25 protein-coding genes are annotated in these 25,795 nt (G+C 51.6%); 8 read left to right on the top strand and 17 right to left on the bottom strand.

From position 1 onward, the window contains the following. The first annotated feature begins 35 nt into the window (after window positions 1–35). Window positions 36–1,247 (top strand): multidrug efflux MFS transporter, encoded by a 1,212-nt coding sequence (locus AC13H5_RS05700; RefSeq protein ID WP_034777035.1) that lies wholly within the window; start codon window positions 36–38, stop codon window positions 1,245–1,247. A 28-nt stretch (window positions 1,248–1,275) separates the two neighbouring features. Here AC13H5_RS05700 and AC13H5_RS05695 read toward each other — a convergent pair whose 3' ends face one another. Together AC13H5_RS05695 and AC13H5_RS05690 are read right to left on the bottom strand one after the other, a co-directional pair. Then, window positions 1,276–2,592, bottom strand: coding sequence for a PhoH family protein (locus AC13H5_RS05695; RefSeq protein WP_034777033.1), 1,317 nt, complete (start codon window positions 2,590–2,592; stop codon window positions 1,276–1,278). A 33-nt stretch (window positions 2,593–2,625) separates the two neighbouring features. Further along, on the bottom strand, window positions 2,626–3,075 hold the full coding sequence (locus AC13H5_RS05690) for a PNPOx family protein (protein ID WP_483546454.1): 450 nt from the start codon (window positions 3,073–3,075) through the stop codon (window positions 2,626–2,628). Window positions 3,076–3,187: 112 nt separating this feature from the next. On the opposite strand from AC13H5_RS05690, the gene AC13H5_RS05685 reads away from it, so the two are divergent. Next, on the top strand, window positions 3,188–3,388 hold the full coding sequence (locus AC13H5_RS05685) for a YlaI family protein (RefSeq protein ID WP_021067006.1): 201 nt from the start codon (window positions 3,188–3,190) through the stop codon (window positions 3,386–3,388). A 42-nt stretch (window positions 3,389–3,430) separates the two neighbouring features. Here the strand turns inward: AC13H5_RS05685 and AC13H5_RS05680 are convergent, their stop codons facing one another. After that, a complete protein-coding gene (locus AC13H5_RS05680) occupies window positions 3,431–3,775 on the bottom strand; it encodes a YlaH-like family protein (protein ID WP_232939276.1) in 345 nt (114 codons plus the stop codon). 87 nt (window positions 3,776–3,862) lie between these two features. After that, on the bottom strand, window positions 3,863–5,707 hold the full coding sequence (typA, locus tag AC13H5_RS05675; RefSeq protein WP_034777027.1) for a translational GTPase TypA: 1,845 nt from the start codon (window positions 5,705–5,707) through the stop codon (window positions 3,863–3,865). Window positions 5,708–5,870: 163 nt separating this feature from the next. Here typA and AC13H5_RS05670 point away from each other — a divergent pair, with 163 nt between their 5' ends. Next, window positions 5,871–6,047, top strand: coding sequence for a hypothetical protein (locus tag AC13H5_RS05670; protein ID WP_034777025.1), 177 nt, complete (start codon window positions 5,871–5,873; stop codon window positions 6,045–6,047). 61 nt (window positions 6,048–6,108) lie between these two features. Here AC13H5_RS05670 and AC13H5_RS05665 read toward each other — a convergent pair whose 3' ends face one another. The 3 genes from AC13H5_RS05665 to AC13H5_RS05655 all read right to left on the bottom strand — a co-directional run bounded on the left by AC13H5_RS05665 (window position 6,109) and on the right by AC13H5_RS05655 (window position 8,143). Next, a complete protein-coding gene (locus tag AC13H5_RS05665; protein WP_483546453.1) occupies window positions 6,109–7,362 on the bottom strand; it encodes an inositol monophosphatase family protein in 1,254 nt (417 codons plus the stop codon). Between the two features lie 79 nt (window positions 7,363–7,441). Beyond that, window positions 7,442–7,630, bottom strand: a complete 189-nt coding sequence (locus AC13H5_RS05660) for a hypothetical protein (protein ID WP_015881266.1) — start codon at window positions 7,628–7,630, stop codon at window positions 7,442–7,444. A 246-nt stretch (window positions 7,631–7,876) separates the two neighbouring features. Then, window positions 7,877–8,143: a UPF0223 family protein gene (locus tag AC13H5_RS05655; RefSeq protein ID WP_034777021.1), complete on the bottom strand. Its 267-nt coding sequence runs from the start codon at window positions 8,141–8,143 to the stop codon at window positions 7,877–7,879. A gap of 172 nt (window positions 8,144–8,315) precedes the next feature. Between AC13H5_RS05655 and AC13H5_RS05650 the strand changes: the two genes are divergently transcribed. Next, the gene (locus AC13H5_RS05650) at window positions 8,316–9,797 is read left to right on the top strand and encodes an aminotransferase class I/II-fold pyridoxal phosphate-dependent enzyme (RefSeq protein WP_138859669.1); all 1,482 of its coding nucleotides are present in this window, start codon (window positions 8,316–8,318) and stop codon (window positions 9,795–9,797) included. 107 nt (window positions 9,798–9,904) lie between these two features. Here the strand turns inward: AC13H5_RS05650 and AC13H5_RS05645 are convergent, their stop codons facing one another. Next, window positions 9,905–10,231: a DUF3055 domain-containing protein gene (locus AC13H5_RS05645; protein ID WP_483546452.1), complete on the bottom strand. Its 327-nt coding sequence runs from the start codon at window positions 10,229–10,231 to the stop codon at window positions 9,905–9,907. A 72-nt stretch (window positions 10,232–10,303) separates the two neighbouring features. On the opposite strand from AC13H5_RS05645, the gene aac(6') reads away from it, so the two are divergent. Continuing rightward, window positions 10,304–10,747, top strand: coding sequence for an aminoglycoside 6'-N-acetyltransferase (aac(6'), locus tag AC13H5_RS05640; RefSeq protein WP_215190245.1), 444 nt, complete (start codon window positions 10,304–10,306; stop codon window positions 10,745–10,747). A gap of 17 nt (window positions 10,748–10,764) precedes the next feature. Here the strand turns inward: aac(6') and lpdA are convergent, their stop codons facing one another. The 4 genes from lpdA to pdhA form a co-directional block, all read right to left on the bottom strand. Beyond that, window positions 10,765–12,177, bottom strand: coding sequence for a dihydrolipoyl dehydrogenase (lpdA, locus tag AC13H5_RS05635; protein WP_021066997.1), 1,413 nt, complete (start codon window positions 12,175–12,177; stop codon window positions 10,765–10,767). A 4-nt stretch (window positions 12,178–12,181) separates the two neighbouring features. Further along, window positions 12,182–13,474: a dihydrolipoamide acetyltransferase family protein gene (locus AC13H5_RS05630; protein WP_483546451.1), complete on the bottom strand. Its 1,293-nt coding sequence runs from the start codon at window positions 13,472–13,474 to the stop codon at window positions 12,182–12,184. A gap of 76 nt (window positions 13,475–13,550) precedes the next feature. Beyond that, entirely contained in the window at window positions 13,551–14,528 is a 978-nt protein-coding gene (locus AC13H5_RS05625; RefSeq protein ID WP_034777010.1) for an alpha-ketoacid dehydrogenase subunit beta, read from the bottom strand. A gap of 3 nt (window positions 14,529–14,531) precedes the next feature. Then, on the bottom strand, window positions 14,532–15,617 hold the full coding sequence (gene pdhA, locus AC13H5_RS05620; protein ID WP_034777009.1) for a pyruvate dehydrogenase (acetyl-transferring) E1 component subunit alpha: 1,086 nt from the start codon (window positions 15,615–15,617) through the stop codon (window positions 14,532–14,534). 330 nt (window positions 15,618–15,947) lie between these two features. On the opposite strand from pdhA, the gene def reads away from it, so the two are divergent. Together def and AC13H5_RS05610 are read left to right on the top strand one after the other, a co-directional pair. Then, window positions 15,948–16,487, top strand: a complete 540-nt coding sequence (gene def, locus AC13H5_RS05615) for a peptide deformylase (RefSeq protein ID WP_034777007.1) — start codon at window positions 15,948–15,950, stop codon at window positions 16,485–16,487. Window position 16,488: 1 nt separating this feature from the next. Continuing rightward, window positions 16,489–18,114: an alpha/beta hydrolase gene (locus tag AC13H5_RS05610; protein WP_483546548.1), complete on the top strand. Its 1,626-nt coding sequence runs from the start codon at window positions 16,489–16,491 to the stop codon at window positions 18,112–18,114. Window positions 18,115–18,213: 99 nt separating this feature from the next. Here AC13H5_RS05610 and AC13H5_RS05605 read toward each other — a convergent pair whose 3' ends face one another. Continuing rightward, complete coding sequence (locus AC13H5_RS05605; RefSeq protein WP_483546450.1) at window positions 18,214–19,671, bottom strand: phospholipase D family protein; 1,458 nt, start codon at window positions 19,669–19,671, stop codon at window positions 18,214–18,216. 65 nt (window positions 19,672–19,736) lie between these two features. Beyond that, window positions 19,737–21,404 (bottom strand): ribonuclease J1, encoded by a 1,668-nt coding sequence (rnjA, locus tag AC13H5_RS05600; RefSeq protein WP_483546449.1) that lies wholly within the window; start codon window positions 21,402–21,404, stop codon window positions 19,737–19,739. Window positions 21,405–21,625: 221 nt separating this feature from the next. Between rnjA and AC13H5_RS05595 the strand changes: the two genes are divergently transcribed. Further along, on the top strand, window positions 21,626–22,402 hold the full coding sequence (locus tag AC13H5_RS05595) for a Cof-type HAD-IIB family hydrolase (RefSeq protein ID WP_034777002.1): 777 nt from the start codon (window positions 21,626–21,628) through the stop codon (window positions 22,400–22,402). A gap of 28 nt (window positions 22,403–22,430) precedes the next feature. Here the strand turns inward: AC13H5_RS05595 and AC13H5_RS05590 are convergent, their stop codons facing one another. The 3 genes from AC13H5_RS05590 to AC13H5_RS05580 all read right to left on the bottom strand — a co-directional run bounded on the left by AC13H5_RS05590 (window position 22,431) and on the right by AC13H5_RS05580 (window position 25,635). Continuing rightward, window positions 22,431–23,093: a potassium channel family protein gene (locus AC13H5_RS05590; protein WP_034779811.1), complete on the bottom strand. Its 663-nt coding sequence runs from the start codon at window positions 23,091–23,093 to the stop codon at window positions 22,431–22,433. 107 nt (window positions 23,094–23,200) lie between these two features. After that, window positions 23,201–24,232 carry a cytochrome d ubiquinol oxidase subunit II gene (locus AC13H5_RS05585; protein ID WP_034777001.1) on the bottom strand — a complete coding sequence of 344 codons (1,032 nt, stop codon included), beginning with the start codon at window positions 24,230–24,232 and terminating at the stop codon, window positions 23,201–23,203. A 14-nt stretch (window positions 24,233–24,246) separates the two neighbouring features. Further along, window positions 24,247–25,635, bottom strand: a complete 1,389-nt coding sequence (locus AC13H5_RS05580; RefSeq protein ID WP_034777000.1) for a cytochrome ubiquinol oxidase subunit I — start codon at window positions 25,633–25,635, stop codon at window positions 24,247–24,249. Window positions 25,636–25,795 lie beyond the last annotated feature (160 nt).

Here is a 25,795-nt window from a genome sequence, read left to right as displayed (position 1 = left end):
TATAGGTTATGGAAAAACTTCATGTTTGAAAGGTCGTGACGCTTACGTATCCTTTATGGAAGAAAAACTTAATCATCGTTTGGATCGGTAGCTTTTTGACGGCGGCCTCGATGAGCCTCGTCTTACCGTTCCTCCCCTTATTTATCGAAGAGCTCGGGGTCACGAATCCCGATCACGTCGTCACCTGGTCAGCCGTCGCTTTCGGGGCCACATTCCTCGTGGCCGCCATCGTCTCCCCGCTCTGGGGAAGGCTCGCCGACCAAAAAGGCCGCAAACTGATGCTCATTCGGGCAAGTCTCGGCATGGCCGTCGTGATGACGCTCATCAGTTTCGTCCAAGACGTGTATCAACTCGTCGGGCTTCGGCTTCTCATGGGTGCCGTCTCCGGATTCATCTCGGCGGGGATCACCCTCGTCGCTTCACAAACGCCAAAAGAGAAAAGTGGCTGGGCGCTCGGTACCTTGTCGACCGGTGGCATCACCGGCGGACTCCTCGGTCCATTGATTGGAGGACTCCTCGCCGACTGGATTGGGCTTCGACCCGTTTTTCTCTTGACCGGCAGTGCCCTATTTATCACGTTCATCATCACACTCGTGTTCGTCAAAGAGGACTTCGTCCCGGTGGCGCGCGAACGGCTAGATTCGACCAAATCGATCATCGCCTCGCTCCGCCATCCGCAACTGATCTTAAGTCTCTTTTTAACGACGTTTTTAATCACCTTCTCGACGCAGTCGGTCGGTCCGTTACTGACACTGTATGTCCGGGAATTGAACCCGTATACGACATCGCTCGCCTTTATCGCTGGCATCGTCGCCTCGGCACCGGGTGTGGCCGCGCTCATTTCCGCACAGCGGCTCGGGCGGCTATCGGACCGGTACGGGGCCGAACGTATCTTGTTTTGGGCGCTCATCGTCTATAGTGCCTTCTTGATTCCACAGGCGTTCGTGACGTCGACGACGCAACTCGTCGTGTTGCGATTCGGCCTCGGTTTCGCCACCGCGGCGCTCATGCCGTCCGTGCAGTCGCTTTTGCGACAACACACGCCGAGCCGAGCGGCCGGGCGCATCTTCTCTTATAATCAGTCGGCCCAGTTCATGGGTAACCTGCTCGGACCGTTGTTCGGGTCTCAAGTCGTCGCGCATTTCGGCTTCTCCGCCCTCTTCATCGTGACCGGTTTGATTATGTTGACGAACGCCTTGCTCGAAAAATCGAACGTACAAGTGGCACTTCATCCGAATACGAAATAAACGCCGAGCAGCCGCTCGGCGTTTTTCGTTATAGTAAATCGGCTGCCAACCGGGCGAGCGACGAGCGCTCCCCTTTGATGAGTTGGACGTGGCCGAATACGTTTTGCCCTTTGAACCGTTCGACGGCGTACGTGAGACCGTTCGAATATTCATCCAAATATGGGTGATCGATTTGATACGGGTCGCCGACGAGGACGATTTTCGAATTCTCCCCGACGCGGGTCAGGATCGTCTTGATCTCGTGTTTCGTCAAGTTCTGGGCCTCATCGATGATGATGAACTGGTCCGGCATGCTGCGGCCACGGATATACGTGAGCGCCTCGAGCTGAATCGATTTGATGCCGGCCAAGATGTTCCCGAGCTCGTCTTTCGAATTGGCATTAAACAAAAACTCTAAGTTATCGTAAATCGGTTGCATCCAAGGCCGCAGTTTCTCTTCCATCTCCCCCGGCAAGTAGCCGATATCGTTCCCCATTGGGACGACCGGACGGGCGACGACGAGCTTATTGAAACGACGTTCGTCTTCAACGAGCGACAACCCGGCCGCGAGCGCGAGAAGTGTCTTCCCGGTTCCGGCTTTCCCGAGCAACGTCACGAACGGGATATCGTCGCGAAGCAACAAGTCGAGTGCCATCCGCTGTTGGACGTTGCGCGGATGGATGCCCCAGACGTGTTCGACGTCTAGGGAGAGCGGACGAAGGATCGGTTGCAGCGCATCGACGACCGCGACTGCGCTCGCTTTCGAGACGTTGCTTTTTAAAACGACGAATGAATTCGGGTACAGTTGATTTTTCGTCAACGCAGACAGCGGCAGCTGACGGACTTTGTAAAATTCATCGATGACGGCTTGATCGACCTCGATCTCCCGGTAGCCGGCATATAGGTTCGTCGTATCGACGATATGGTCGGTCAAATAGTCTTCGGCTTCAATACCGATCGCGTCCGCCTTGACGCGGACAAGTATATCTTTCGAGACGACGACGACTTTACGGGTCCGGTCGTGCTCGTATTGTTTCATCAGGCCGAGCGCCACGGTCAAAATGCGGTTATCGTTCGTCATGACGTCGAACGGGAAATCGACGGTATGTTCATGGCCGATCTCGACGAACAAGTGACCGCCATTCTCGAGCGGTACCCCGTCATGCAGTTTCCCGGTCGTGCGGAGTTGGTCGAGTACACGCGCCGTCTCACGGGCGTTACGTCCGACCTCGTCCATATTGCGTTTTTTGCCGTCAAGCTCTTCTAATACGATGGCGGGGATGACGACATCGTGCTCATCGAATTGGAACAAGGATAGTGGATCGTGTAAGAGTACGTTCGTATCGAGCACATACGTTTTTTTCATAGACTTTGCCGCCCCTCGAAAATAGGATGGTGATCAAGAATTCAAACTCTCCTTGACTTCACGGTCCAGCTTTTCTGCTGCTTCGACATCGTACGTCTTGACGATGTCCGGTTGTCCATATGTCGCCCCGTAAAAGGAGATGTTACGGACTTCTTCAACGTGCCCTTCAAAAAAGCGAAGGTGCAATCCCGGCTTCACGCTTGGCTCGAACTCGGCCACATGCGACAAGGCCACACTGTAAGCCAGGCCTCCTTCTATAAAGATGAGACTTGCGGTCCGTTCATTCCCAAGCAACGTGATCAAATGCGAATTTTTCGTCAAGGCGAAACGTATCGTTACTTCATTCGGCGCTTGCACCCAGCTGATGGCATGGGTGATCGGCCACCGTTTCGGTTCGTCAAATGTGATTAAAAATGTCAATGGCATATCATTCAACGTACCTTGTTGTGCCTTTGAGAGTTCGAACGCGGCTTTGCTCGCCATATACTCCCCTCCTCCCGAACGGGTATACGAAATGGATTCGCCCTTACAAACCTCTTTCCCTGCTTTTCTCTCCTGAAATCATGCTATAATCAACGAAGAGGAAGGTGAGACCATGCGCGTAAAGTGCTCTCTTTGTGACAAAATCGATACGATTGATTCGTGGTCGTTCGAAGCGAAACGACTTCGTAATAAACCTGCTAAAACGTACATGTGCCAGACGTGTCAAGAACGCATCACCGCGCGAACCGCGGAGCGTGCCGCGACCGGCCAATTCCACCTATATCCATCGTTCCGTCAAAAACGGAGATGGTAATCAAAAATGGACGTTTCGCCCTCGGGCGAAACGTCCATTTTTTCAGTGTGATTCGACGCCTTGTCGACGGTTCCACCAGAGGCGGCCCCGGTAGATTGCCAAGACGACAGCCATGACAAGGAGAACTTCTGGAATCGGCCATGTGAAGAAGACGAGCGCCATCGTGCCTGCCCCGAGTGCGAGCAGCATATAGACGACGAGCGACTTCCACCACGTCAATTGTTTGGCAAAACCTAATTTAAACACGAGTATCGTCAATAAGATGACCGTGATGATCAAGGCGTTAAACCCGACCGAGAAGTCGTTCGCGTCACTGCCGACGCCAAGTAGCGAGGCAATCCACGGCACATCGATTTGTGTGATGTCCATCGTTTGAGAAGCTTTCAAGCTGATAATCCCCCTTTATTTCCTTCACAATCATTCTACACTATCCAAAACAAAAGGGAACGCCTAGGCGCTCCCTTTTTTTCTGACTTATTCTTTACCAAGTTTACGACGCTTGTCAGCTTTCTCGCGTTCGTTCTTGTTCAAGACTTTTTTACGGAGACGGATTGACTCCGGCGTGATTTCACAGTACTCGTCATCGTTCAAGAACGTGAGCGACTCTTCGAGTGAGAAGACGCGTGGACGTTTCAAGACTTGTGTCGAGTCTTTTGCTGAAGCACGCATGTTCGTCAACTGTTTGCCTTTGACAGCGTTGATCGCGAGGTCGACGTCGCGGTTACATTCACCGATGATCATTCCCTCGTATACTTCTACACCTGGCTCGATGAAGATCGTTCCACGATCTTCAAGGGCACCGATCGAGTAAGCCGTCGACTTACCAGGTTCGATACAAACCATGACACCGCTGCGGCGGCCGCCGATGTCAGCAGAGATGAACGGACGGTATTCTTCGAACGTGTGGTTCAAGATTCCGTATCCGCGTGTCGCTGACAAGAACTCGTTACGATATCCGATGAGGCCACGTGAAGGAACGATGAATTCCATACGTGTTTGACCGTTGTCGTTCGTGTTCATGTTAGCAAGTTCACCTTTACGGAGACCGATTGATTCCATGACTGAACCCGTGTACTCTTCTGGGACGTCAACGATGACGCGCTCGAACGGTTCGATCTTCGTACCATCTTCGTCTTCACGGATGATAACTTGTGGTTTCGAAACTTGAAGCTCGTACCCTTCACGACGCATGTTCTCGATCAAGATCCCGAGGTGAAGCTCACCGCGTCCTGATACGATCCATTGGTCAGGCGAATCTGTGTTCTCGACACGGAGTGAAACGTCCGTCTCAAGTTGTTTCATCAAACGCTCTTCGATTTTACGTGCCGTCACGAAATCGCCTTCGCGTCCTGCGAATGGAGAGTTGTTCGTCATGAAACGCATTTGAAGTGTTGGCTCATCGATGCGAAGGAGCGGAAGTGGCTCTTCTTTACCGACTGGCGTGACCGTCTCACCGACGTTGATGTCTTCCATCCCGGCGATGGCGATCAAGTCACCAGCTTTGGCTTCTTCGATTTCAACACGTTTGAGGCCGAAGTAACCGAACAATTTAGTGACGCGCAATTGTTTGATTGATCCGTCTGTTTTGCAAAGTGAGACTGACTCGCCAACTTTGATTTTCCCACGGAAGACGCGACCGACACCGATCCGGCCAAGGTAGTTGTCATAGTCGAGCATCGTGACTTGGAACTGAAGCGGCTCATCCGAGTTATCGATTGGTGCCGGTGTGTTCTCAAGAATCGTGTCGAGCACGTACGTGATTGTATCTTCTTGCTTCTCTGGATCAGGATCGAACGAACTTGAACCGCTGACAGCAGACGTATAGACGACAGGGAATTCAAGTTGATCTTCATCTGCTCCAAGGTCGATCAACAAGTCGACAACTTCATCGACAACGTCGAGTGGGCGTACCATCGGCTTGTCGATTTTGTTAACGACAACGATTGGACGGAGACCTTGGTCGAGTGCTTTCTTCAATACGAAACGCGTTTGTGGCATGCAGCCTTCACGTGCATCGACGACGAGGATAACGCCGTCAACCATACGCATGATCCGCTCAACTTCACCACCGAAGTCGGCGTGACCTGGTGTATCAACGATGTTGATGCGTGTATCTTTATAATCGATTGCCGTGTTTTTCGCGAGAATCGTGATTCCGCGCTCACGTTCGATGTCGTTCGAGTCCATGGCGCGTTCTGCGACCATTTCGTTTGTCCGGAAAGTACCAGACTGTTTCAATAATTCATCGACAAGCGTTGTTTTACCGTGGTCAACGTGGGCGATGATGGCTACGTTCCGAAGGTTAGTTCTTACATTCATGTAGTTAGTCCTCTCTTATTTAAAAAAGTTTCATCTTTTATTCAACTTTAAGAGTATAGCACACGTCCCACCACTTTTGTCGAGTGTTATCAACTGTTAACGTTTCCAAACGCATCATTTTTGACTACAATAAAGAAGACTAGAGAAAAAAGGGGGAATCTCCATGCAACTCATGTTCGTTTTAATCGCGACCGCGGTCGTCGCCGGTTTCGTCGGCATCGGAATTGGGGTGGCCGAAGGAAGTGCCGCCATCATCATCGGCAGTCTCGCCTTGAGTGGCATCGCCACATTCTTCGGTATCAACTTACGCCGTCGCGTCCTCTCCGACCGACGTCCATAACAGAAGGCCCGGGCGCTGCGCCCGGGCCTTGTTTATGAGCTTGTTCTTCTGTCTGACACGCTTATAAGTCGCGCGTCAGACAGATGCGGTCACGCAAGGCGAGCCCGTCCTCTTCGATTGGCGGATAACCATGACTCGGGAAGTAGTCGCGCTCGACCGATTCAAAGCGGAAGCCAGCTTGTTGATAAAATCGCAACTGGACGATGCTCGAGTTGCCCGTACAGACGAGCATCTGCTTCGCACCGCTTTGCTCGGCCCGACGAATCGCGTCTTGGAGCAGCCGTTGTCCGATCGTCTGGTTTTGCCGATCCGGCTTGACGGCGATATTGACGAGCTCGAGCAGCGTTTCGCTGCGCCGCACCAACATGTACGCTCCGACGCGTTCTCCGCCGAGCGTCGCTTCATATGTCTCCCCCGCTTCATACTGCTCACGCACCATCGCCTCGTTCGGATTGGCCAAGACGAGCAAGTCACGGACGCGGTCGTAGGAGCCGTTAATCCCAATCTGAAGATCAGGTCTCACTTCCGGCGCCGCCCCTTTGGCGATGACATAGTGTTTGACGACATCTTTGACGAACGTCTCGCTACCGGCAAGGACCGACGTCTTCCCGTCATAACGGACCGGTTCCCCGTAAATTGAGACGACTCTGCCTCCGACTTCCTCGACGAGCAGTTTTCCAGCCGCATAATCCCACGGCATATTCCGCATCGTGATGTACCCGTCGACCCGACCCGCGGCGAGCCACGCGAGTTCGAGCGACGCGGCGCCATGGGCCCGCGTGCCGACCGAGTCGCGCACGATTGGGGCGAGTACTTCCGGAGCGATTTGCTGATTCGGCGTGACCCAAGTCGCGTTCATGCTCAGGAAGGCGTCACGGACATGATGTTCTTGGATGGCCGGAAGCTTGCGACCGTTCAGCGTCGTCCCAACGCCGCGACGCGCCACGAACAGCTCATCCGCCATCACATCATAGACGAAGCCGTATTCGACGACCCCATCGATCATGACGGCCACTGAGATGGCGAACATGCGCTTCTGATGGATGAAGTTCAACGTCCCATCGATCGGATCGACAAACCAGACCGTTCCGGACAAGTCGTCCGGTCCTGTCGAGATTCCTTCTTCCCCGATGATGTGATGCTCGGGGTACGTTTCACGGATACGGTCGACAATCAACTGTTCGACGGCTCGATCGATTTCTGTGACCAAATCCCCTTTACCTGTCTTTCGTTCGATGCGATAGCTCTCATCGATTTTTTGCCGAATATATTCCGCTGCTTGTTTAATCAAGTCAATCGCGAACCATTCCAACATGTTTATCACCTCTACTATGTATTGTACCAAACAAAAACCAGTATCCGCATGGAATACTGGTTGAATGAGTGGTTGTGGGTCAGGCTTCGAGACGCAAAAGTTCTTGGCGATATTTCTCTAACCGATGCTTGCTAGCCTGGACAGTGGCATCGTCTTGTGACGCCATCGCATCGAAGAGAGTTGCCAATTCATAATCAATCTCTAAGCGCAGCACCGGAATCCGTTTTTCTGCGTCTTTTCTTTTGAATGCCTCGATCACTTGTTTCATGAGATGCCACACTCCTTTAGTTGGGCTACAAGTTACGGTTTAGTGAGTTGAATTGAGTATATCAGATGAGATTCAAAAAGGAAAGAGAATTGTCTGACTATTTTGAATTTTTTATCTTAGTGAGTATATTCCCATTTCAACTGACGCTAAACCTGAAATAACTGTTAATAATATGTACCCTATTTAAAAGACAAATAACAAAAAAAGCATGAGAAAACTGTTCTGTTCTCCCATGCTTTCCAGCAGTTACAATTTTATAATCTTTGCATTTGATTTTAGGGCCGCTTGGACCGTACGATAGGTAGAGTATCCGGTCTGTTCGTCGTGCACGGCGCTCAGTTGTTTTTCTTCTGATTTCGATGTCACGATTTGTTTGAACGACCGATACGCATCCAAAAACGTTTCGCGGTCGACACCGCCTTCATTGGCAAGGGCGACTTGATTGTAGAACTCGACGACTTCTATGAGCTCATCCGTCGTCCAGTCCGGATTAATCGGATAGTTGATTTGCATATTCTTCACCTCGACAACCATTGTATCAACAAAAAAAACTATTGCAAGTTGGGATAGAAATCACTATAGTTTTTTTGTTGCATTGTTTTTTAAAACGAAACGTCTAAAATGACATGAGATTGAACTTAAACCGACAACCCATATACACACTGCTATCAAGGAGGACTTACTATTGAAACTTAAAGGTGCTACACAGCTCGAGACACCGCTCTTTGACACGTTGCTCACGCACGTGGACACGAATCCGATCGCATTCCACATCCCAGGCCATAAAGGCGGGAAAGGAATGGACCCTGAGTTCCGCGACTTCATCGGCGAGAACGCTTTGAAGATCGACCTGATCAACATCGCCCCGCTCGATGACCTTCATCATCCGAAAGCGGCGATTGCCGAGGCCGAGCGCCTCGCAGCCGAAGCGTTCCGTGCCGACGAGACGTTTTTCTCAGTTCAAGGGACATCAAGCGCCATCATGGCAATGATCATGGGCGTCGTCGGACCGAACGAAAAGATCATTGTGCCGCGCAACGTCCATAAATCTGTTATGTCCGCGCTCGTCTTGACCGGGGCCCACCCTGTCTTCATTCACCCTGAATATGATGAGACATACGGAATCGCCCACGGAATCACGGCAAGTGCCGTCGAACGCGCCCTCGAGATGCACCCTGACACGAAAGCCGTCCTCGTCATCAACCCGACTTACTTCGGGATCGCTGGTGATTTAGAACGGATCGTCGCCGTCGCCCATGCCCAAGACGTACCGGTCCTCGTCGATGAGGCACACGGTGTCCACTTGCCGTTCCACGACGAACTCCCGCTCTCGGCGATGCAGGCCGGCGCGGACGTCGCGGCAACGAGTGTGCACAAACTCGGCGGCTCGATGACGGGAAGTTCCATTTTGAACGTCCGCCGCGGACTCGTCTCACCAGAACGGATTCACGCGATGCTCTCGATGATCACGACGACATCGACGTCTTATCTTCTCCTCGCGTCGCTCGATGCGGCCCGTCGCCAATTGGCGACAAAAGGAGAGGCGATGAACGAACGTGCCCTCACGCTCGCACGTACGGCTCGTACGGCCATCGACAACATGCCGCACTTGTCGGTCTACGGTCACGCCGAACTTCATTCAGAGTCGACGTACGCGCTCGACGAGACGAAAATCCTCGTCTCGGTCCGCGAGCTCGGGATTACCGGCTTTGAAGTCGAGAAGTACTTGCGCGAGACGCACCGCATCGAAGTCGAGATGTCAGATCTGTTGAACGTCTTGTTCATCGTGACGAGCGCCGACGACGAGTCGACGATTCAAGCGTTGATTGACGGGATGCGTGACGTCGTATCGGTCTACGACCAGTCTGGAAACGATTCGTTGTCGATTATGCTCCCAGAGATCCCGCCACTCGCGCTCAGCCCGCGTGACGCCTTCTACGAGGAAACGGAGACGATTCCACTCGAGAACGCCGTCGGACGCATTTCGGCCGAGTTCATCATGGTATATCCACCAGGAATCCCAATCATTATTCCGGGAGAGCTCATCACGACATCGACGCTCGAATATATTATGGCCAACATCGAGGCCGGTCTACCGGTCCAAGGTCTAGAAGACGAGTCGCTCCAAATGATTAAAGTTATCCAACAAACAAAAGCTATCCGCTAAGACGAAAGCGAGCCGGTCCATTGGACCGGCTCGCTTTGTGTCATCAGAAGAAAAGGTGGCTTATGATGATCGAATTGCTTCCCCTACGTTCCATTATAAGAAAACGCTTACATTTTTTCAAGGGGTGAATTTTCAGTTTGGTTGGATTCAGTCTCATTTTCAGTTAGACAAAGGCGTAAAAACTCGGCGACGTGTCCGGTGTCTCGCAAGGCGATGCCGAGCATCGGATAGAGCTGTCTCGGTTCTTCGAGCGCATGGACGTCAAGAAGGGCAGACTGTCCGGTCTGCATGCAGACGACGAGCACTTTCCTCATAAATTGATGTGTATACACAAAACCGAAATCATAACGTGACGTCTCTGTCTCGATCCCCGTGAATCGGACGCGGCTCGTCTCAGAGACGGTGTATAACAATTCTTCATCGAACGCCATCATCGTTCCCTCCTTTCTCACTTCATTCTTTATTTTCCTTTATACTGAACGTACGAAACATAAGGAGGACGACTGATGAAGATTCGAAAAGCGAATGAACAAGATTGCCTTGAACTGGTAGCTCTCATGCGACAACTATGGCCAGACGCACCCGTTGCTGAACTGACCCCTGAGGTCCGGCTCGGGATCCGCTCCGGCAAGATGCACTATTTTATCGCGGAAACGGATGAACCGGTCGGATTTTGTCAGCTCAGCTTCCGTCATGACTATGTCCCTGGCACCTCCACCTCCCCGACCGCGTTTATAGAAGGGATTTACGTCGTCGAAGCCGCGCGGCAACAGGACGTGGCGACACGCCTCGTCGAAGCGGCCTCCGCGTTCGCCCGGTCGAAAGGATGCGACGAGCTCGCTTCGGATACGGAAATCGAAAACGTCGGCAGCCAACAATTCCATGAACGGATCGGCTTTCAAGAAGTCGAACGGACCGTTCATTACGTGAAAAAGCTCTCTCGCGAGTAAGCGAGAGAGCTTTTGACTTATTTAACGACGTGGATTGGCATACCCATTGCGATTTCTGCCGCTTCCATTGCCATCTCACCGAGTGATGGGTGAGCGTGGATTGTAAGCGCGATATCTTCTGCAGTCATGCCTGCTTCGATGGCGAGACCAAGCTCGGCAATCATATCTGAAGCGCCTGTACCCGCGATTTGAGCACCGATCAAGAGACCGTCCTCTTTACGCGTGATGAGCTTCATGAAGCCGTCTGGCTCGTCGAGAGCGAGGGCACGGCCGTTCGCTGCGAATGGGAATTTCGATACAGTGATCTCAAGTCCTTCTTCTTTTGCGAGTGGCTCTGTGTAACCGACTGTTGCAAGTTCAGGGTCAGTGAAGACGACCGCTGGGATTGCTGAGTAGTCGAGGTAAGCTGGCTTACCGGCAGCTGCCTCCGCTGCGACTTTCGCTTCGTAAGAAGCTTTGTGCGCGAGCGGTGGTCCAGGTACGATGTCGCCGATTGCGTAGATATTTTCGTTCGACGTTTTGCACTGGTCGTCGATTTCGATGATGCCGCGGTCGCTGATTTTAACTTCCGCGTTTTCGAGACCGATGTCGCCAGTGTTTGGACGACGGCCGACTGTGACGAGGACGTAGTCCGCTTCAACAGACTGCTCTTCGCCGTTCACTTCAAACTTAACTGTTACGCCGTCTTCTGTTTCCTCGACGCCTTTTGCAAGAGCGTTCGTGTGAATCGTGACGTTGCCTTTTTGTTTGAGTTTCTTTTTGACGATTTGCGTCATTTGCGGCTCGAAGCCAGACAAGATGTCGCTTGCGCCTTCAACGACGACGACTTCTGTATCGAAGTTCGCGTACGCTGTGCCGAGCTCCATACCGATGTATCCGCCGCCGATGACGACGAGTTTCTTCGGTACTTCAGGAAGAGCCAATGCGCCAGTTGAAGAAAGGACGCGTTTTGACCATTTGAACGATGGAATCTCGATAGGTGTTGAACCAGTCGCGATGATCGCTTTTTTGAACTTGTAAGGAGTCGAGCTATCTTCTGTGATGACACGTACTGTGTCTTCAGATGCGAAGAAAGCTTCACCTTGAACGATTTCAATCTTGTTACCTTTCAAAAGGCCTTTGACGCCGCCAGTCAATTTATTGACGACCGACTGTTTCCAGTCTTGGACTTTTGTGAAGTCGACTGACACGTTATCAGACGTGATCCCCATTGAAGAGTGACCTTTAGCGTGCTGGAAGTTGTGACCAGCCGTGATCAATGCTTTCGATGGGATACAACCGACGTTCAAGCAGACGCCACCAAAGTTTCCTTTTTCGACGATCGTGACTTTAAGGCCGAGTTGTGCGCCACGGATGGCTGCGACGTATCCACCAGGACCGGCGCCGATGACAAGCAAATCAGTTTCTTGTGCGAATTCTCCTACTACCATGTTCTTATCCCTCCATCATTAGAAGTGCTGGATCTTGAAGCAAGCGTTTCACCATGTTGAGTGCGTTTTGAGCTGTTGCACCGTCGATGAGGCGGTGGTCAAAGCTGAATGAGAGCGCGAGGACTGGAGCCGCGACGATTTCACCGTCTTTAACGACAGCTTTTTCAGCGATGCGACCGATACCGAGAATCGCAACTTCTGGGTGGTTGATGACAGGTGTGAACCATTGTCCACCAGCTGAACCGATGTTCGTGATTGTGATCGATCCGCCTTTCATGTCGTCCCCAGCAAGTTTGCCTTCACGTGCTTTACCGGCAAGCTCATTGATGTTTGTAGCGAGTGCATAGATTGATTTACGGTCCGCTTCTTTGACGACAGGAACAACGAGACCGTTGTCCGTATCAGCAGCGATACCGATGTTGTAGTAGTTTTTGTAAACGATTTCTTCGTTGACATCGTCGATTGACGCGTTGATCGCTGGGTAAGCTTTCGCTGCAGCAGTCAATGCTTTAACGACGAACGGCAAGTACGTGAGTTTCACGCCTTGGTCAGCAGCCACTTGTTTGAACTCTTTACGGAGTGCGACGAGTTTCGTGACGTCGACTTCGTCCATGAGTGTAACGTGTGGAGCTGTGTGCTTCGAGTTAACCATTGCTTTCGAGATCGCTTTACGGATACCACGGATTTTCTCACGCGTTTCGAGTTCAGGCGTTGCTGACTCGTAAGGTTTGATTTCCGTTTTCGCAGCCGCTGCTGGAGCTACAGATTCTGTTTTCTCTGTTGTAGCTTCTGCTGTTGGTGCTTCTCCGTTTGCGAATGCATCGATGTCTTCTTTCAAGACGCGGCCGTTGTCGCCAGAACCCTGGACTTCACGGATGTCGACGCCTTTTTCACGAGCGTACTTGCGGATTGAAGGCATTGCGATGACGCGCTCCGATTTGTGAAGTTGAACTTCACGCGGGCCGTCTTCTTTCACGTCTTCTTTCACATCTTCAGTCTTCTCTTCAGCTTTAGGCTGTTCAGGAGCTGCTTCCTCTTCGCCTGCTGGCGCGTCACCTTCGATATCGAACGTGATGAGGACGTCACCGACGACCGCAACTGTACCTTCAGAGACTTTAACGTCTTTAACTGTTCCATCAACTGGAGCAGGAATCTCAACGACGGCTTTGTCGTTTTGAACTTCAAGAAGAATGTCATCTTCTTTTACTGTATCCCCTGCTTTTACGAACCACTTGACGATTTCACCTTCGTGAATTCCTTCACCGATGTCTGGTAATTTAAATTCAAATACTGCCACTGGTTTTTCCTCCCATCAATTAATCATGTAAACACAATGAGGGAGACAATTCTCCCTCATCGTTAAATGAACACGATCAGAAGTTGATAACTTCCTTAACTTTTGCAACGACATCTTTATGGTCAGGTAACCATGCGTCTTCCCCTTGTGCGAAAGCGAAGACCGTGTCTGGTGCAGTTACACGAAGCACTGGTGCCTCGAGGTGAAGAATTGCGCGTTCTTGAATTTCAGTTACGACATTTGCCGCAATACCTGCTTGACGTTGTGCTTCTTGAACGACGATGGCGCGACCAGTCTTTTTGACTGATTCTACGATTGTGTCGATATCAAGCGGGCTAACTGTCATAAGGTCGATGACTTCGACGTTGATGTCTTCTTTCTCAAGCTCTTCTGCCGCTTTGAGTGACGTGTGGACCATTGCACCGTAAGTGATGATCGAAACGTCAGTTCCTTCGCGCTTCACGTCTGCTTTCCCAAGCTCGATCGTGTAGTCGCCTTCTGGAACTTCGCCACGGAATGAACGGTAAAGTTTCATATGCTCGAGGAATACGACTGGGTCGTTGTCACGGATCGATGCGATCAAAAGACCTTTAGCATCGTAAGGCGTTGACGGGATGACGACTTTAAGACCAGGTGTCTGAGCCATCAAGCCTTCAAGGCTGTCCGCGTGAAGTTCTGGTGTTTTAACACCGCCACCGAATGGTGAACGGATTGTAACCGGTTGGCTGTAAGCGCCGCCTGAACGGTAACGCATACGTGCCATTTGAGCAGCAACCGAGTCGAAGACTTCGAAAACGAATCCGAAGAACTGAACTTCCATGATTGGACGGAAGCCTGTGAGACCAAGACCGATTGCAAGACCACCGATACCCGACTCAGCGAGTGGCGTATCGAAGACACGGTCTTCGCCGAACTCATCTTGAAGTCCTTCCGTCGCACGGAAGACCCCACCGTTTTTACCAACGTCTTCTCCGAAGAGAAGTACTTTCTCGTCGCGCTTCATTTCTACGCGCATCGCATCAGTAATCGCTTGGATCATTGTCATTTGAGCCATAACTTACTTCGACTCCTTTGCTGTATATTCTTCAAGCTGCTCTTTCAAGTTTGAAGGAAGTGTTTCGTACATGTTGTTGATGAAGTCCGAAACTTTTTGTTTTGGTTCTTTGTCGGCGAGGCTGATCGCTTCTTTCACGTCTGCTTTCGCTTGCTCGATGACTTCGTTTTCCATGTCTTCGTTCCAAAGCTTCTTGCCTTCGAGGAAGAGGCGGAAACGTACGAGCGGATCTTTCTCTTGGTACTCTGTATCGAGTTCTTTCGTACGGTAACGTGTTGGGTCATCCCCAGCGAGCGTATGTGGTCCGTAACGGTATGTGAGTGCTTCGATGAGCGTCGGAGTTCCATCAAGTGCGTCTTTACGCGCTTGTTGTGTTGCGGCGAGGACAGCAAGAACGTCCATTCCGTCAACTTGAATTCCGTTGATTCCCGCTGCGACAGCTTTTTGCGCGATCGTTTTAGCTGCAGTTTGCTTCTCAACAGGTGTCGAGATGGCGAAGCGGTTGTTTTGAACGACGAAGATGGCTGGTGATTTGAATGCACCTGCGAAGTTCAATCCTTCGTAGAAGTCACCTTGTGATGAACCACCGTCACCCGTGTAAGTAATGGCGACGTTTGTGTTGCCGTTGCGTTTGAGGCCCATAGCCACACCCGCAGTTTGGATGATTTGTGCCCCGATGATGATTTGTGGCATCAAGACGTTGACGTCTTCAGGGATACGGTTACCCGCGACGTGGCCACGTGAGAACAAGAACGCTTGATAAAGCGGAAGTCCGTGGAATACGAGTTGTGGGATATCACGGTAGCCTGGAAGGATCCAGTCTTGTTTGTCGAGCGCGTATTGCGTCCCGATCATCGTTGCTTCTTGACCAGCCACTGGCGCATAGAAACCTAAGCGTCCTTGACGGTTGAGCGAGATGGCACGTTGGTCCCAGATTCGAGTATAGACCATGCGGCGCATAAGCTCCTGGAGTTGCTCGTCCGTTACATCGGGCATCGCGTCTTGGTTGACGACCTCGCCCTTCTCGTCGAGAATACGGAACGTTTGGAAGTTTTCTTCCACGTTTTGAAGTACCTGAACGTTGTTCATTCGTTTCACCTCATCCTTTCAACTATGAGACAATTGTCTTTTTTGTGATCAAACACTACCTCAAATCTTAAGTGTATCTGTCCAAAAAAGCAATCTGTATTAACGTGATTCAGGAAAGTAACACTTATCCTGCCGTTTCCTAGTCAGTATAAAACGGGTTGTTATAATAACGCAAAAAATATGCTCACCTCATAAAAACGCTTACATGAGCACATCTTTCTCTTGATTTCGGCTCTGTATCATTTTCATTTCACCTTCTGTACCATCTAGGCGAAATCACTAATAAATATGATATAATTGATCATATCGCCATTGGAAAGGAAGTTTTGCATGTTAACGATGAAAGATGTGATTCGTGAAGGAGACGAGCGGCTCCGCACCCGTTCAATCGAGGTCCCGGTCCCACCGACGGCAGAAGACCTCGCGTTACTCGACGAAATGGAGACGTTCCTCGTCAATAGCCAGGATCCCGAGATGAGCGAGAAGTATGAACTTCGTGGCGGCGTCGGCATCGCTGCACCTCAGCTTGGTGTGAATCGCCGTTTCTTCACGGTCTTGCTCCATGAAGAAGACGACACGTTCAAACTATCGATTTTCAACCCGAAAATCACGAGCCACTCGGTTGAACAGACGTACTTAAACGGCGGCGAAGGGTGCCTATCGGTCGATCGCGTCGTGAAAGGGAATGTCCCACGCCATCGCCGCATCACAATCGAAGGATTCGACCGTGACGGTGCCCCGATCAAATTGCGTCTCCGTGGGATGCGCGCCATCGTCTGTCAACATGAGCTCGACCATTTAGATGGGGTCTTATTTTACGACCGCATCAATCCGACCAACCCGTTAGAGACTTACGGTGAGCCGATTTGAGGTGACGAGCTTGAAAAAAAAGGCGCTGTTGTTAGTATTCCCATTTTTATTTCTTTTAATCGGCGGATGTGTCCGGATTGAGTATGATGCCACCGTTCATTACGACCAGTCGGTCACGTTAGAGACGACGTACGCTTTCCGCGACCATCCCGTCATGAAGTTGCTCAATTTGCGGCTTGATTGGGAAACATGGAAACAACAAGCGACTGAGAACGGCTACGCAACGCGTGACTATTCGAGTGAGGACGATTACGAGGGTATGGTGCTGAAGAAGACGTTCGATCATGTCGATGACCTTCAAAACATCAAAGAAGAATGGAAAACCGGTCCGGCCGGTATCCTTGTCCCTCCCGATGTGAAATTCGATGTCGCAAAAGAGGACGGGATATGGTTTGACTCGTATGTGCTCAATACGAATCTCGACCTTCGGCTCGACCGTGTCGACCTACCCGGCGTGAATTTGAGCGGCTCGCCGAAGCAATTAGCAGAGCGGTACGTTCGTCAAGCCGATATTCGGTTCAATTTGACGGTGCCGACCGGCGTGTTCGTCGAAGACGGAACCGGACTCGATCTGCGTTCCATGAAACATGTCGAATGGCAAGTGTACGGCGGCCGTCAAAACAACATGACACTCGTCGCCCACGTGCCGAACGTCAAAGCATGGATCATCACGATCGTCGTCGGCCTCACCCTCGCCCTGATCGGTTTTTTCGTCTGGCGGAAGTACCGCAAAAACGTCGGCAATCCAGACAAGACATCGATTCGGTCCCGTATTTTCGGTGGATTGATTCTCGTCTTGACACTCGCCTTGATCATCGTGACGATTCGCGAAGAATTGACGACCGAACGGAAGACCGAAGCAATTCGCCAAGCGGCCCAAACGGACGAGTTCATCCCGACGTTCGCCGTGCACGGGTTGCTCGGGACAGACCGAACTTTCCTCCGCCTCTCGCAGTATATGGAACAGCGCGGATTGGCCAAAGATGGGGCGCTCTGTACCGTGACGGCGAAAGGTGCGGTCGACTGCGTCATCAACGACTATAATTCGATGCGACCGATTGTCCGCATCGAATACGAGGATGCTGAGGCATCGCTCAACAATCAGACGAAATGGTTGAACGCCGCCATCGAACGCTATAAGGACGAGCGGAACCGTTCGTTTGATCGAATGTACTTGATCGGCCACAGCATGGGCGGCGTCGCGGCAGCGAACTATATCTTGAATCAAGAAGACTACATCATCGACAAGTTCGTGACGTATGATAGTCCGTTCGCCGGCACGCGCCTCGCTAACTTTGGTTTATCCGCTAGCAACTTCGGAATCAATACGGGAAGCCCTGCCATCCGCGACTTGTCCCCGACCTCCGATGGTCTGCAAGCGTTCCAAGCCAAGCTCGAGACGTGGCCACGTTCCGTCCAGGTGTTCTCCTTCTCAGGGCGCGGCGGCGAGTTCAACTTGATCGAGCCGTCCAGCTCGCTCCTACTCGAAGAATACACGAACAATATCGATACGGAGACCGTGCCGTACGATCACTTCTCGCTCCACCGGAAGACAGACGTCCTCCGGGAGACAGGAAGGTTCTTGTACGAGTATTCGAACGAGTTTAACCCTGTCGAAACGAATTGACGAAAACCCGCCTTTTTATGAGGGCGGGTTTTGTTCGTCGTCATGTCGATGGTAGCCCGTCCACAACAAAGCCCACCTTCACAGGAAGGCGGGCTTGTGTCAGTAGGTCATCGTCCAAGTGAGTTTCTGGATCCAATAAATCACATACTTTCCGATTGGCAAATCGGTCTGAATCTCATCATAGGCGAGCGTATACGTTCCTTGCTCGTTGTTCCAGAGACGCTTGAAGTACCCGTCGACCTCGCGGATGAACGCTGTCTCCTCGGTCGTGACGACTTCGACATCCGCCTCCAAGTTGTAATCGTTCATGTTGCGGGTCGTATAGTTGCCCGACCCGATGACGACGACTCGACGGTCCCCTTCCACGTACAGCATCTTCGGGTGGTACTGCTCTTCGCCGACTTCGTACCACCGAATCTCGATTTGCTCCGGGTTCACCGTGTTCAATTCCGCGGCGACCGGCAAGTTCGGCAATCCTGACTTGTCGCGCCCGAACGCGTTCGTATTCGGGTCAAGAATCAGTTTGACGAAGACGCCGCGCTCGGCGGCCTCATGAATGGCTTGAATGATGTTTCGGTCGGCCAAGTAGAACATGCCGATCCAAATCGTCTCACCTGATTCCGCTTCTTCCATCGCCTTGATGACGGCGTCCTGAATCTTGGATTCCGTGACGTAGCGGATTTGCATCGGGCCTTCCGACGGCTCGTCGCGCAGATTCGCGAGTTTCTCCTCGCTCGGGAAACGTTCGGCATCCCCTTTCGAGAACGTCGCGATCGCTTCCTCCCCTTCGAGGATGTCCGCTAAAATCGGGCCATCGAGCCGCACCCCGACGTTTGAATGATACCCGCTCGCATCATGCGGGTTGGCCGATAAGACGAAGCCGTCATTCTCGGTCACCATCACTTTGCGGTGGTTCGCTTTCACGTTCAACAGCCGTAAATACGACCGGATCGTGATGTCCGGTGCCGATTTGGCCATCGGGTTCGGCAACCAGCCGTTCTGGCTGTCCCCGAACCATTGGAACCCGATCCGATACAGCGTCGAGTATAAGATGTTCGGGTCGCGGAGCGCATCGAGGTTCGTGTAGACGATTTCCGCGCCCGCTTCCTTCAAGACGTCGAGATGATCGGACGCATGACCGTTATACGTCGTATTGATCTCATCGGTGATCAACACGACGTTCATGTCCGGATACGCTTCCATCTGTTCTAACAAGGCCGACGACAGGCTAGCCGTGATGTCCGGATATTGCCGGTCTTCATTCGAATATGGGTTGAATAAGAAAAAGTCCATGACGATATATTCCCGCGCCTCGCGGATTGACCGTTCGACGTCTTGAAAGATCTCTTGCTCGTTCACTTCCGTGTCTTCCCCTTGATACGTCAAATCAAATAAAAAATCGATTTGGTCATCCGAAATCGCGACCGGTTCCGACGCACGCGACACGCCGTCCGGCAACGGTTTGACTTGATGGTATACCATCGTGATGAGGAAGAGTAAGGCGAATGCGGCCAGGCCCCATTTCAACCAACCTTTCTTCCGTTTCTTGCGTTCCATCAGACACCATCTCCTTTATCTTTGTCCTCTAAAAAACGGGCTGTAGTCCCCTACAGCCCGCTCGTTCATACTTCCATGATGATCGGAAGAACCATTGGGTGTCTTCGTGTTTTTTGTGCCAAGTATGGCGTGAGTGTATCCGAGACGAGTTGCTTCATCTCTGACCACTTCATCTGCTTGTTCGACAATCCTTGTTCGACCGTCTTCTTGAGCAAGCGCTCGCCGTCACGAATCAAGCTGCCCGATTCGCGCATATAGACGAAGCCGCGTGAAATGATGTCTGGACCTGAGACGAGTTTACGCGTCTTGCCGTCGATGCTGATGACGACGACGACGAGTCCGTCCTCTGAAAGGATGCGGCGATCGCGCAAGACGATATTGCCGATGTCCCCGATGCCGTTTCCGTCGACGTACACGGCGTTGGCCGAGATTTTCCCGGTGATGGCGGCCGAGTCGGCGTCGACGGCGAGCACTTCACCGTTATCCATGATGAAGCTGTTCTGTTTCGGGATGCCGACCGACTCTGCGAGTTCGGCGTGTTTCACCAACATGCGATACTCCCCGTGAATCGGCATGAAGAATTTCGGGTTGAGCAAGCGGATCATGAGCAATTGCTCTTGTTGCGACCCGTGACCCGACGTGTGGATGTTCGTCAATTTTCCGTAAACGACGTCCGCGCCGGCTTTATACAATTGGTCGATCGTTTTCCCGACCGAGATGGCGTTACCCGGAATCGGAGATGACGAGAAGATGACCGTGTCGCCAGGAATGATCGATACTTGACGGTGTGTTCCGTTGGCGATGCGGCTGAGCGCAGCCATCGGCTCACCTTGCGAACCGGTACAAAGGATTGCCACTTCATGCGGCTCATAGTTCCGCATTTGATTCGCTTCGATGATCATGCCTTTTGGCACGTTGATGAAGCCGAGCTCTTGTCCGATCGTCATGACTTTGTCCATCGATCGACCGAAGATAGCCAAATGGCGGCCTGTCTCGGCACAAGCATCGACGACTTGTTGCAGACGATAAATGTTCGAGGCGAACGTGGCGAAGATGATGCGGCCTTCCGCTTTCCGGAACGTCTCGCTGATCGTCCCGCCGACGACTTTTTCACTCATCGTGAAGCCTTCGACTTCTGCGTTCGTCGAATCAGACAAGAGACAGAGCACGCCTTCTTTCCCGATGTCTGCCATCTTCGCGATGTCAGCCGGTTCGCCGACCGGTGTGAAGTCAAATTTGAAGTCACCTGTATGAACGATATTTCCTTGTGGTGTCTTGACGACGACACCGAGTGAGTTCGGGATCGAGTGGGTCGTCCGGAAGAACGAGATGCTCGTCTTACGGAATTTAACGATCGTATCCTCATCGATTTCGTGAAGTTCCGCTTCGCGGAGCAATCCATGCTCCTCTAACTTCACTTTAATCAAGCCGAGCGCGAGCTTCGTCGCGTAGATCGGCAATTTCACTTGTTTCAACAGGAACGGGATACCACCGATGTGGTCTTCGTGACCGTGGGTGATGAACACCCCTTTGACTTTATCTTTGTTTTTAATCAAGTACGAGTAATCAGGGATCACGTAATCGATTCCAAGCAAGTCATCCTCCGGGAACATGATGCCCGCATCGATGACGATAATCTCATCTTGGAATTGAACGACGTACGTGTTCTTCCCGATTTCTCCGAGTCCGCCTAAGGCAAACACAGCTGTTTGGTGGTTCTTTACAAACTTCATTTAATCTCTCCTTACTACAAGTAGTTGATGTTCATCTATGTGATACATAAGTGATTCTCGCTATAAAAATTATGTCTCCGTAAGATTCTTTCTTCATTATAGCTTATATTGTGACAATATTTCACTAATGACGTTAGATTGAGGGCGGTTTCTCAATTTCATGTTATGCTTTTTAGTATAAAACTGACTTCATAAAGACAGAGAAAGCATGGTGAAACAACATGGAAGATAAGAAAGTAGTCTTTTTTGATATCGATGGGACGTTGCTCCACGAAGGGTCGTACATTCCACCTTCGACAATCAAAGCCATCGAACAACTCCGCGCGAACGGCGTCGAGACGTTTATCGCGACCGGTCGCGGTCCAGCGATGCTGTCGGACATCCCCGCGCAAGTCGGGATTGAGAGTTTCGTCTGTTACAACGGACAAATCGTCGTCCATCAAGGTGAGGTCGTCTACCGAAATGCCTTACCGACAGATGCTCTCCACCGTCTGACAACGCATGCCGGCTCGAACGACCACACGCTCGTCTACCTCGGCCAAGATCGGGGCGGAGCGACGAAAGCAAACGACCATGTCGTCGAACAGTCGCTTGGAGAACTCGATATGCCGATCCCGACTTACGAACCGAACTTCCATATCGAACAAGCCGTCTACCAGACGTTACTTTACTGTACACCGGAAGAAGAGCATCATTACTTGGACGCGTACGGCGAATTTGATTTCATCCGTTGGCACCCCCACGCCATGGACGTCATCAATCGCGGGGCGAGCAAGGCCGATGGCATTCGCCACTTCATCGAGGCGAACGGGTACAGACTCGAAAACACGTATGCGTTCGGCGACGCCTTGAACGACTTGGCAATGCTCGAATACGTCGGGACCGGTATCGCGATGGGCAACGCCCGGACCGAGGCGAAAGAAGTTGCCGACTTCGTCACAAAGTCGATTCTCGAGGATGGCATCGAGTACGGCTTAAAACAAATGAAGCTCATCTAAAAAAACGAGAGGCGCGCGCCTCTCGTTTTTATCTAGACCGAAGGGTACGTTCGAGTCGGTCCAAGTCTGTATCTTTGCCGATAATAATCAAGATATCTTCTGGCAGAATCATCTCGTCGGCTTGCGGGGAGATGATGACGTCGTCGTCGCGGCGAACGGCGACGATGTTGACGCCGTATTTAGCACGGAGGTCCAAGTCGATGAGCGACTTGTTCGACAACTTATCCGACGCTTTGATTTCAACGATCGAGTGCTCGTTCGAGAGTTCGAGGTAGTCGAGGATGCTTTGACTCATCAACCCGTTCGCGATCCGAACACCCATGTCGCGTTCCGGGTGGACGATGTTATCGGCTCCGATGCGGCGCAACACTTTCTCGTGATAATCGTTCGTCGCCTTCACGGTAATGATTTGAACGCCAAGCTCCTTCAAAATGAGCGTCGTCAAAATCGAGGCTTGAATGTTTTCCCCGATCGCCACGATGACGTGCTCAAAGTTACGAATGCCGAGACTCTTCAATACGTTCTCGTCTGTCGTATCCGCGATGACCGCATGTGTCGCCAGTCCCATAAACTCGTTGACGCGTTCTTCATCGGCATCGATGGCCAACACGTCATAACCGTTCGCCGACAATTCACGAACGATTGAGCCGCCAAACCGTCCTAATCCGATGACTGCAAATTCACCTGTCATAATTTCATACATCCCTTTCCTACGCTGTTTCTGTTCCCGATTCTTCGTACAGTGTAACCGATTCCCTCCAAAAAAACTATACAAAAAAAGACCGGAATCATCCGGTCTTATGCTTTACCACTCGAACGCTTTCCGCGTACATAGTCATTGTCGAACAAGAACAGGCGAAGTAAGAGATACAGCGCCGGTACGAGGAGGAGCAATCCGAGGATGAAGACGACGACGAGTGCGACCGCCATCGATTCGTTGACGACGCTTCCGTTGATGTCGATGTACGGATAAAGGATATATGGCAAGTGCGTATAACCATATCCGAACCAAGCCATGAAGAATTGACCCATGACCATCAAGAAAGCGAGGCCGTAGTTCCGCTTCAAGTAGACGAATGAAACCGCTACGACGAAGAAGATGAAACTTGCGGCGAACCACCACCAGTTGCCTGCCAAAATGCTCTCATAATGCCAAGCCGCCTGCGACTTCAACCCGAAGAAGACGAGGCCCGAGGCGATAATCGTCGGCACGCTCCAGAACAAGGCCCACTTCCGAACGAGCGGGACCGCTTGAACGTCACGCGCTTTGTCCGCGTAGAATAAAAGGAACATGGCACTGATGTAGAGCACCGACACGATTGCCAAGAAGACAACGGTCCATGAGTAGAAGTTGGTGAACAACTTCATGCCGTCAAAGAAGACGCCGGACTCGGTCTCATTGATGAACCCGCCTTGACTGACCGTGAGGACGGTCGACATCGAGGCTGGGATCAAGAGGCCGGTTGCCCCGTACAAGAACATGTAAAACGTGCTCTCTTTTGAACCGTAGTTGGCGAACGCATAGAAGCTCCCGCGAATCGCCAACAAAATCAAGACGACCGAAGCCGGAACGAGAAGTGCTGTCCCGTAATAGTAGGCCGTATCCGGGAAGAACCCGACGATTCCAACGAAGAAGAAGACGAAGAAGACGTTCGTCACTTCCCACGTCGGTGACAAGTACCGCTGAATCAGACGGTTGATCATGTGGTCACGCTTCGTGTACTTACTATAGAAAGCGAAGAAGCCGGCACCGAAATCAATCGATGCGACGATGAGATAGCCGTACAAAAACGTCCATAGTACGGCAATCCCTAGTTCTTGAATCTGCATGTCATACCCTCCGATCACACTTCATCCGCGAACATCGCTTCACCGCGATGCTCCGATTGTTTTAGTTCTTTCCCTACTGGGTTGTCCTTGAACAGACGAGTCAAGACGAGCACCGTGACTACGCCAAGAACTGCATACAGGATCGCAAAGGCGATAAGCATCCAACCGACGTTCGCTGATGTCGTGGCCGCTTCACTCGTGCGCATCAAATCATAAAGCGCCCAAGGTTGACGACCGAACTCGGCGAAGAACCAGCCGAACTCGATGGCCATCATCGCGAGCGGACCACCCGCTGCGATGGCGATGAGCATCGGTTTACTGAATTGCGGTAACCGCTTGATATAGCGTCCGAGGACGAACAAGAACGAAATCAGTGCGAGGAGCATCCCGATCCCGACCATCGCATCAAACAGATAGTGGATGAATAGCGGTGGCTGGTCTTCTTTCGCGAATTCATCAAGACCTGTTACCTCGTAGTTCGGTACGCCGCCAGCTAAGATGGACAAGGCGTATGGAATCTTCAAAGCGCCACGTACTTCGTAACCGCCTTCCCCGTCTTCCTCGAGCCAGCCGCCTAGGATAAGCTCAGCTTCCGAGGAGGTTTCAAAGTGCCACTCCGCAGCCGCCAATTTGTCCGGCTGGTACTTCGCCAAGTATTTCCCTGAGAAGTCCCCGACAAGAGCAGTCGCGATTGCGAAGATGAGTGCGACGGTCATCGTCAAGCGTAGTCCTTTTTTGTGATACTCGATTGACAACTTGTCGAGCTGGTTCCGTCGCTGACGGAGCAACTGGACGGCCGCGATCGCCGCAAGGATGAATGCCGACGTCAAGATAGCCGACGTCAAGACGTGCGCCATTTTCGTTGGCATCGCTGGGCTGAACATCGCTTCAAGCGGGCTCACGTTGGCAAGCCGTCCGTCGACGATATCAAATCCGACCGGTTGGTTCATGAAGCTGTTCACGGTCGTAATGAAGAAACCTGAGAACAAGGCACCGACCGCGACCGGAATCCCGAGAAGCATATGGTGCCACGGGTTTTTAAATCGATCCCACGTGTACAAATAAATTCCGAGGAAGATCGCCTCAAAGAAGAACGCGAACGTTTCCATGAACAATGGGAGTGCGATCGTTTGACCGGCTACCCGCATCAAGTTCGGCCAAAGTAAGGACAGCTGAAGCCCGATTGCCGTACCCGTCACAACACCGACCGCTACTGTGACAACATAGCCCCGTGACCAACGACGGGCCATCAAGGTATATTTCGGATCTTTCTTTTTAATGCCTAGAAACTCTGCCAATAAAATTAAAAGTGGAACCCCGACGCCGATTGTGGCAAATATCACGTGGAAACCCAACGTGAGTGCCGTTAACGCCCGGCTCATCAGGACAGGATCTTGAAACATCTATTGATTACCTCCTATCTCTCTCTAGCGCTTTAAACCAATGTCTATCGCGCAACATCACAGATGATTTCCCTTGGATACCCTTATCATAATGATTTTATATAGCGCTGTAATGTCTCAATGCTTGAGTTCGCAAAATGTTCACATTTGAGCATGATTA

This window comes from Exiguobacterium sp. FD-YE-25-4, from assembly GCF_057004685.1.
This window is presented reverse-complemented; position numbering and strand designations above follow the sequence as displayed.

Coding starts and splice junctions, on each gene's coding strand:
- AC13H5_RS05685 (WP_021067006.1), top strand. CDS start 3,188: ATGCGCGTAAAGTGCTCTCTTTGTGACAAAATCGATACGATTGATTCG.
- AC13H5_RS05670 (WP_034777025.1), top strand. CDS start 5,871: ATGCAACTCATGTTCGTTTTAATCGCGACCGCGGTCGTCGCCGGTTTC.
- AC13H5_RS05580 (WP_034777000.1), bottom strand. CDS start 25,635: ATGTTTCAAGATCCTGTCCTGATGAGCCGGGCGTTAACGGCACTCACG.
- AC13H5_RS05605 (WP_483546450.1), bottom strand. CDS start 19,671: ATGGAACGCAAGAAACGGAAGAAAGGTTGGTTGAAATGGGGCCTGGCC.
- AC13H5_RS05645 (WP_483546452.1), bottom strand. CDS start 10,231: ATGATGGCGTTCGATGAAGAATTGTTATACACCGTCTCTGAGACGAGC.
- AC13H5_RS05655 (WP_034777021.1), bottom strand. CDS start 8,143: ATGCAAATCAACTATCCGATTAATCCGGACTGGACGACGGATGAGCTC.
- AC13H5_RS05660 (WP_015881266.1), bottom strand. CDS start 7,630: ATGAAACAAGTGATCGAGGCATTCAAAAGAAAAGACGCAGAAAAACGG.
- pdhA (WP_034777009.1), bottom strand. CDS start 15,617: ATGAACAACGTTCAGGTACTTCAAAACGTGGAAGAAAACTTCCAAACG.
- lpdA (WP_021066997.1), bottom strand. CDS start 12,177: ATGGTAGTAGGAGAATTCGCACAAGAAACTGATTTGCTTGTCATCGGC.
- AC13H5_RS05595 (WP_034777002.1), top strand. CDS start 21,626: ATGGAAGATAAGAAAGTAGTCTTTTTTGATATCGATGGGACGTTGCTC.
- rnjA (WP_483546449.1), bottom strand. CDS start 21,404: ATGAAGTTTGTAAAGAACCACCAAACAGCTGTGTTTGCCTTAGGCGGA.
- AC13H5_RS05695 (WP_034777033.1), bottom strand. CDS start 2,592: ATGAAAAAAACGTATGTGCTCGATACGAACGTACTCTTACACGATCCA.
- typA (WP_034777027.1), bottom strand. CDS start 5,707: ATGAATGTAAGAACTAACCTTCGGAACGTAGCCATCATCGCCCACGTT.
- AC13H5_RS05625 (WP_034777010.1), bottom strand. CDS start 14,528: ATGGCTCAAATGACAATGATCCAAGCGATTACTGATGCGATGCGCGTA.
- AC13H5_RS05590 (WP_034779811.1), bottom strand. CDS start 23,093: ATGACAGGTGAATTTGCAGTCATCGGATTAGGACGGTTTGGCGGCTCA.
- AC13H5_RS05585 (WP_034777001.1), bottom strand. CDS start 24,232: ATGCAGATTCAAGAACTAGGGATTGCCGTACTATGGACGTTTTTGTAC.
- AC13H5_RS05690 (WP_483546454.1), bottom strand. CDS start 3,075: ATGGCGAGCAAAGCCGCGTTCGAACTCTCAAAGGCACAACAAGGTACG.
- AC13H5_RS05665 (WP_483546453.1), bottom strand. CDS start 7,362: ATGTTGGAATGGTTCGCGATTGACTTGATTAAACAAGCAGCGGAATAT.
- def (WP_034777007.1), top strand. CDS start 15,948: ATGTTAACGATGAAAGATGTGATTCGTGAAGGAGACGAGCGGCTCCGC.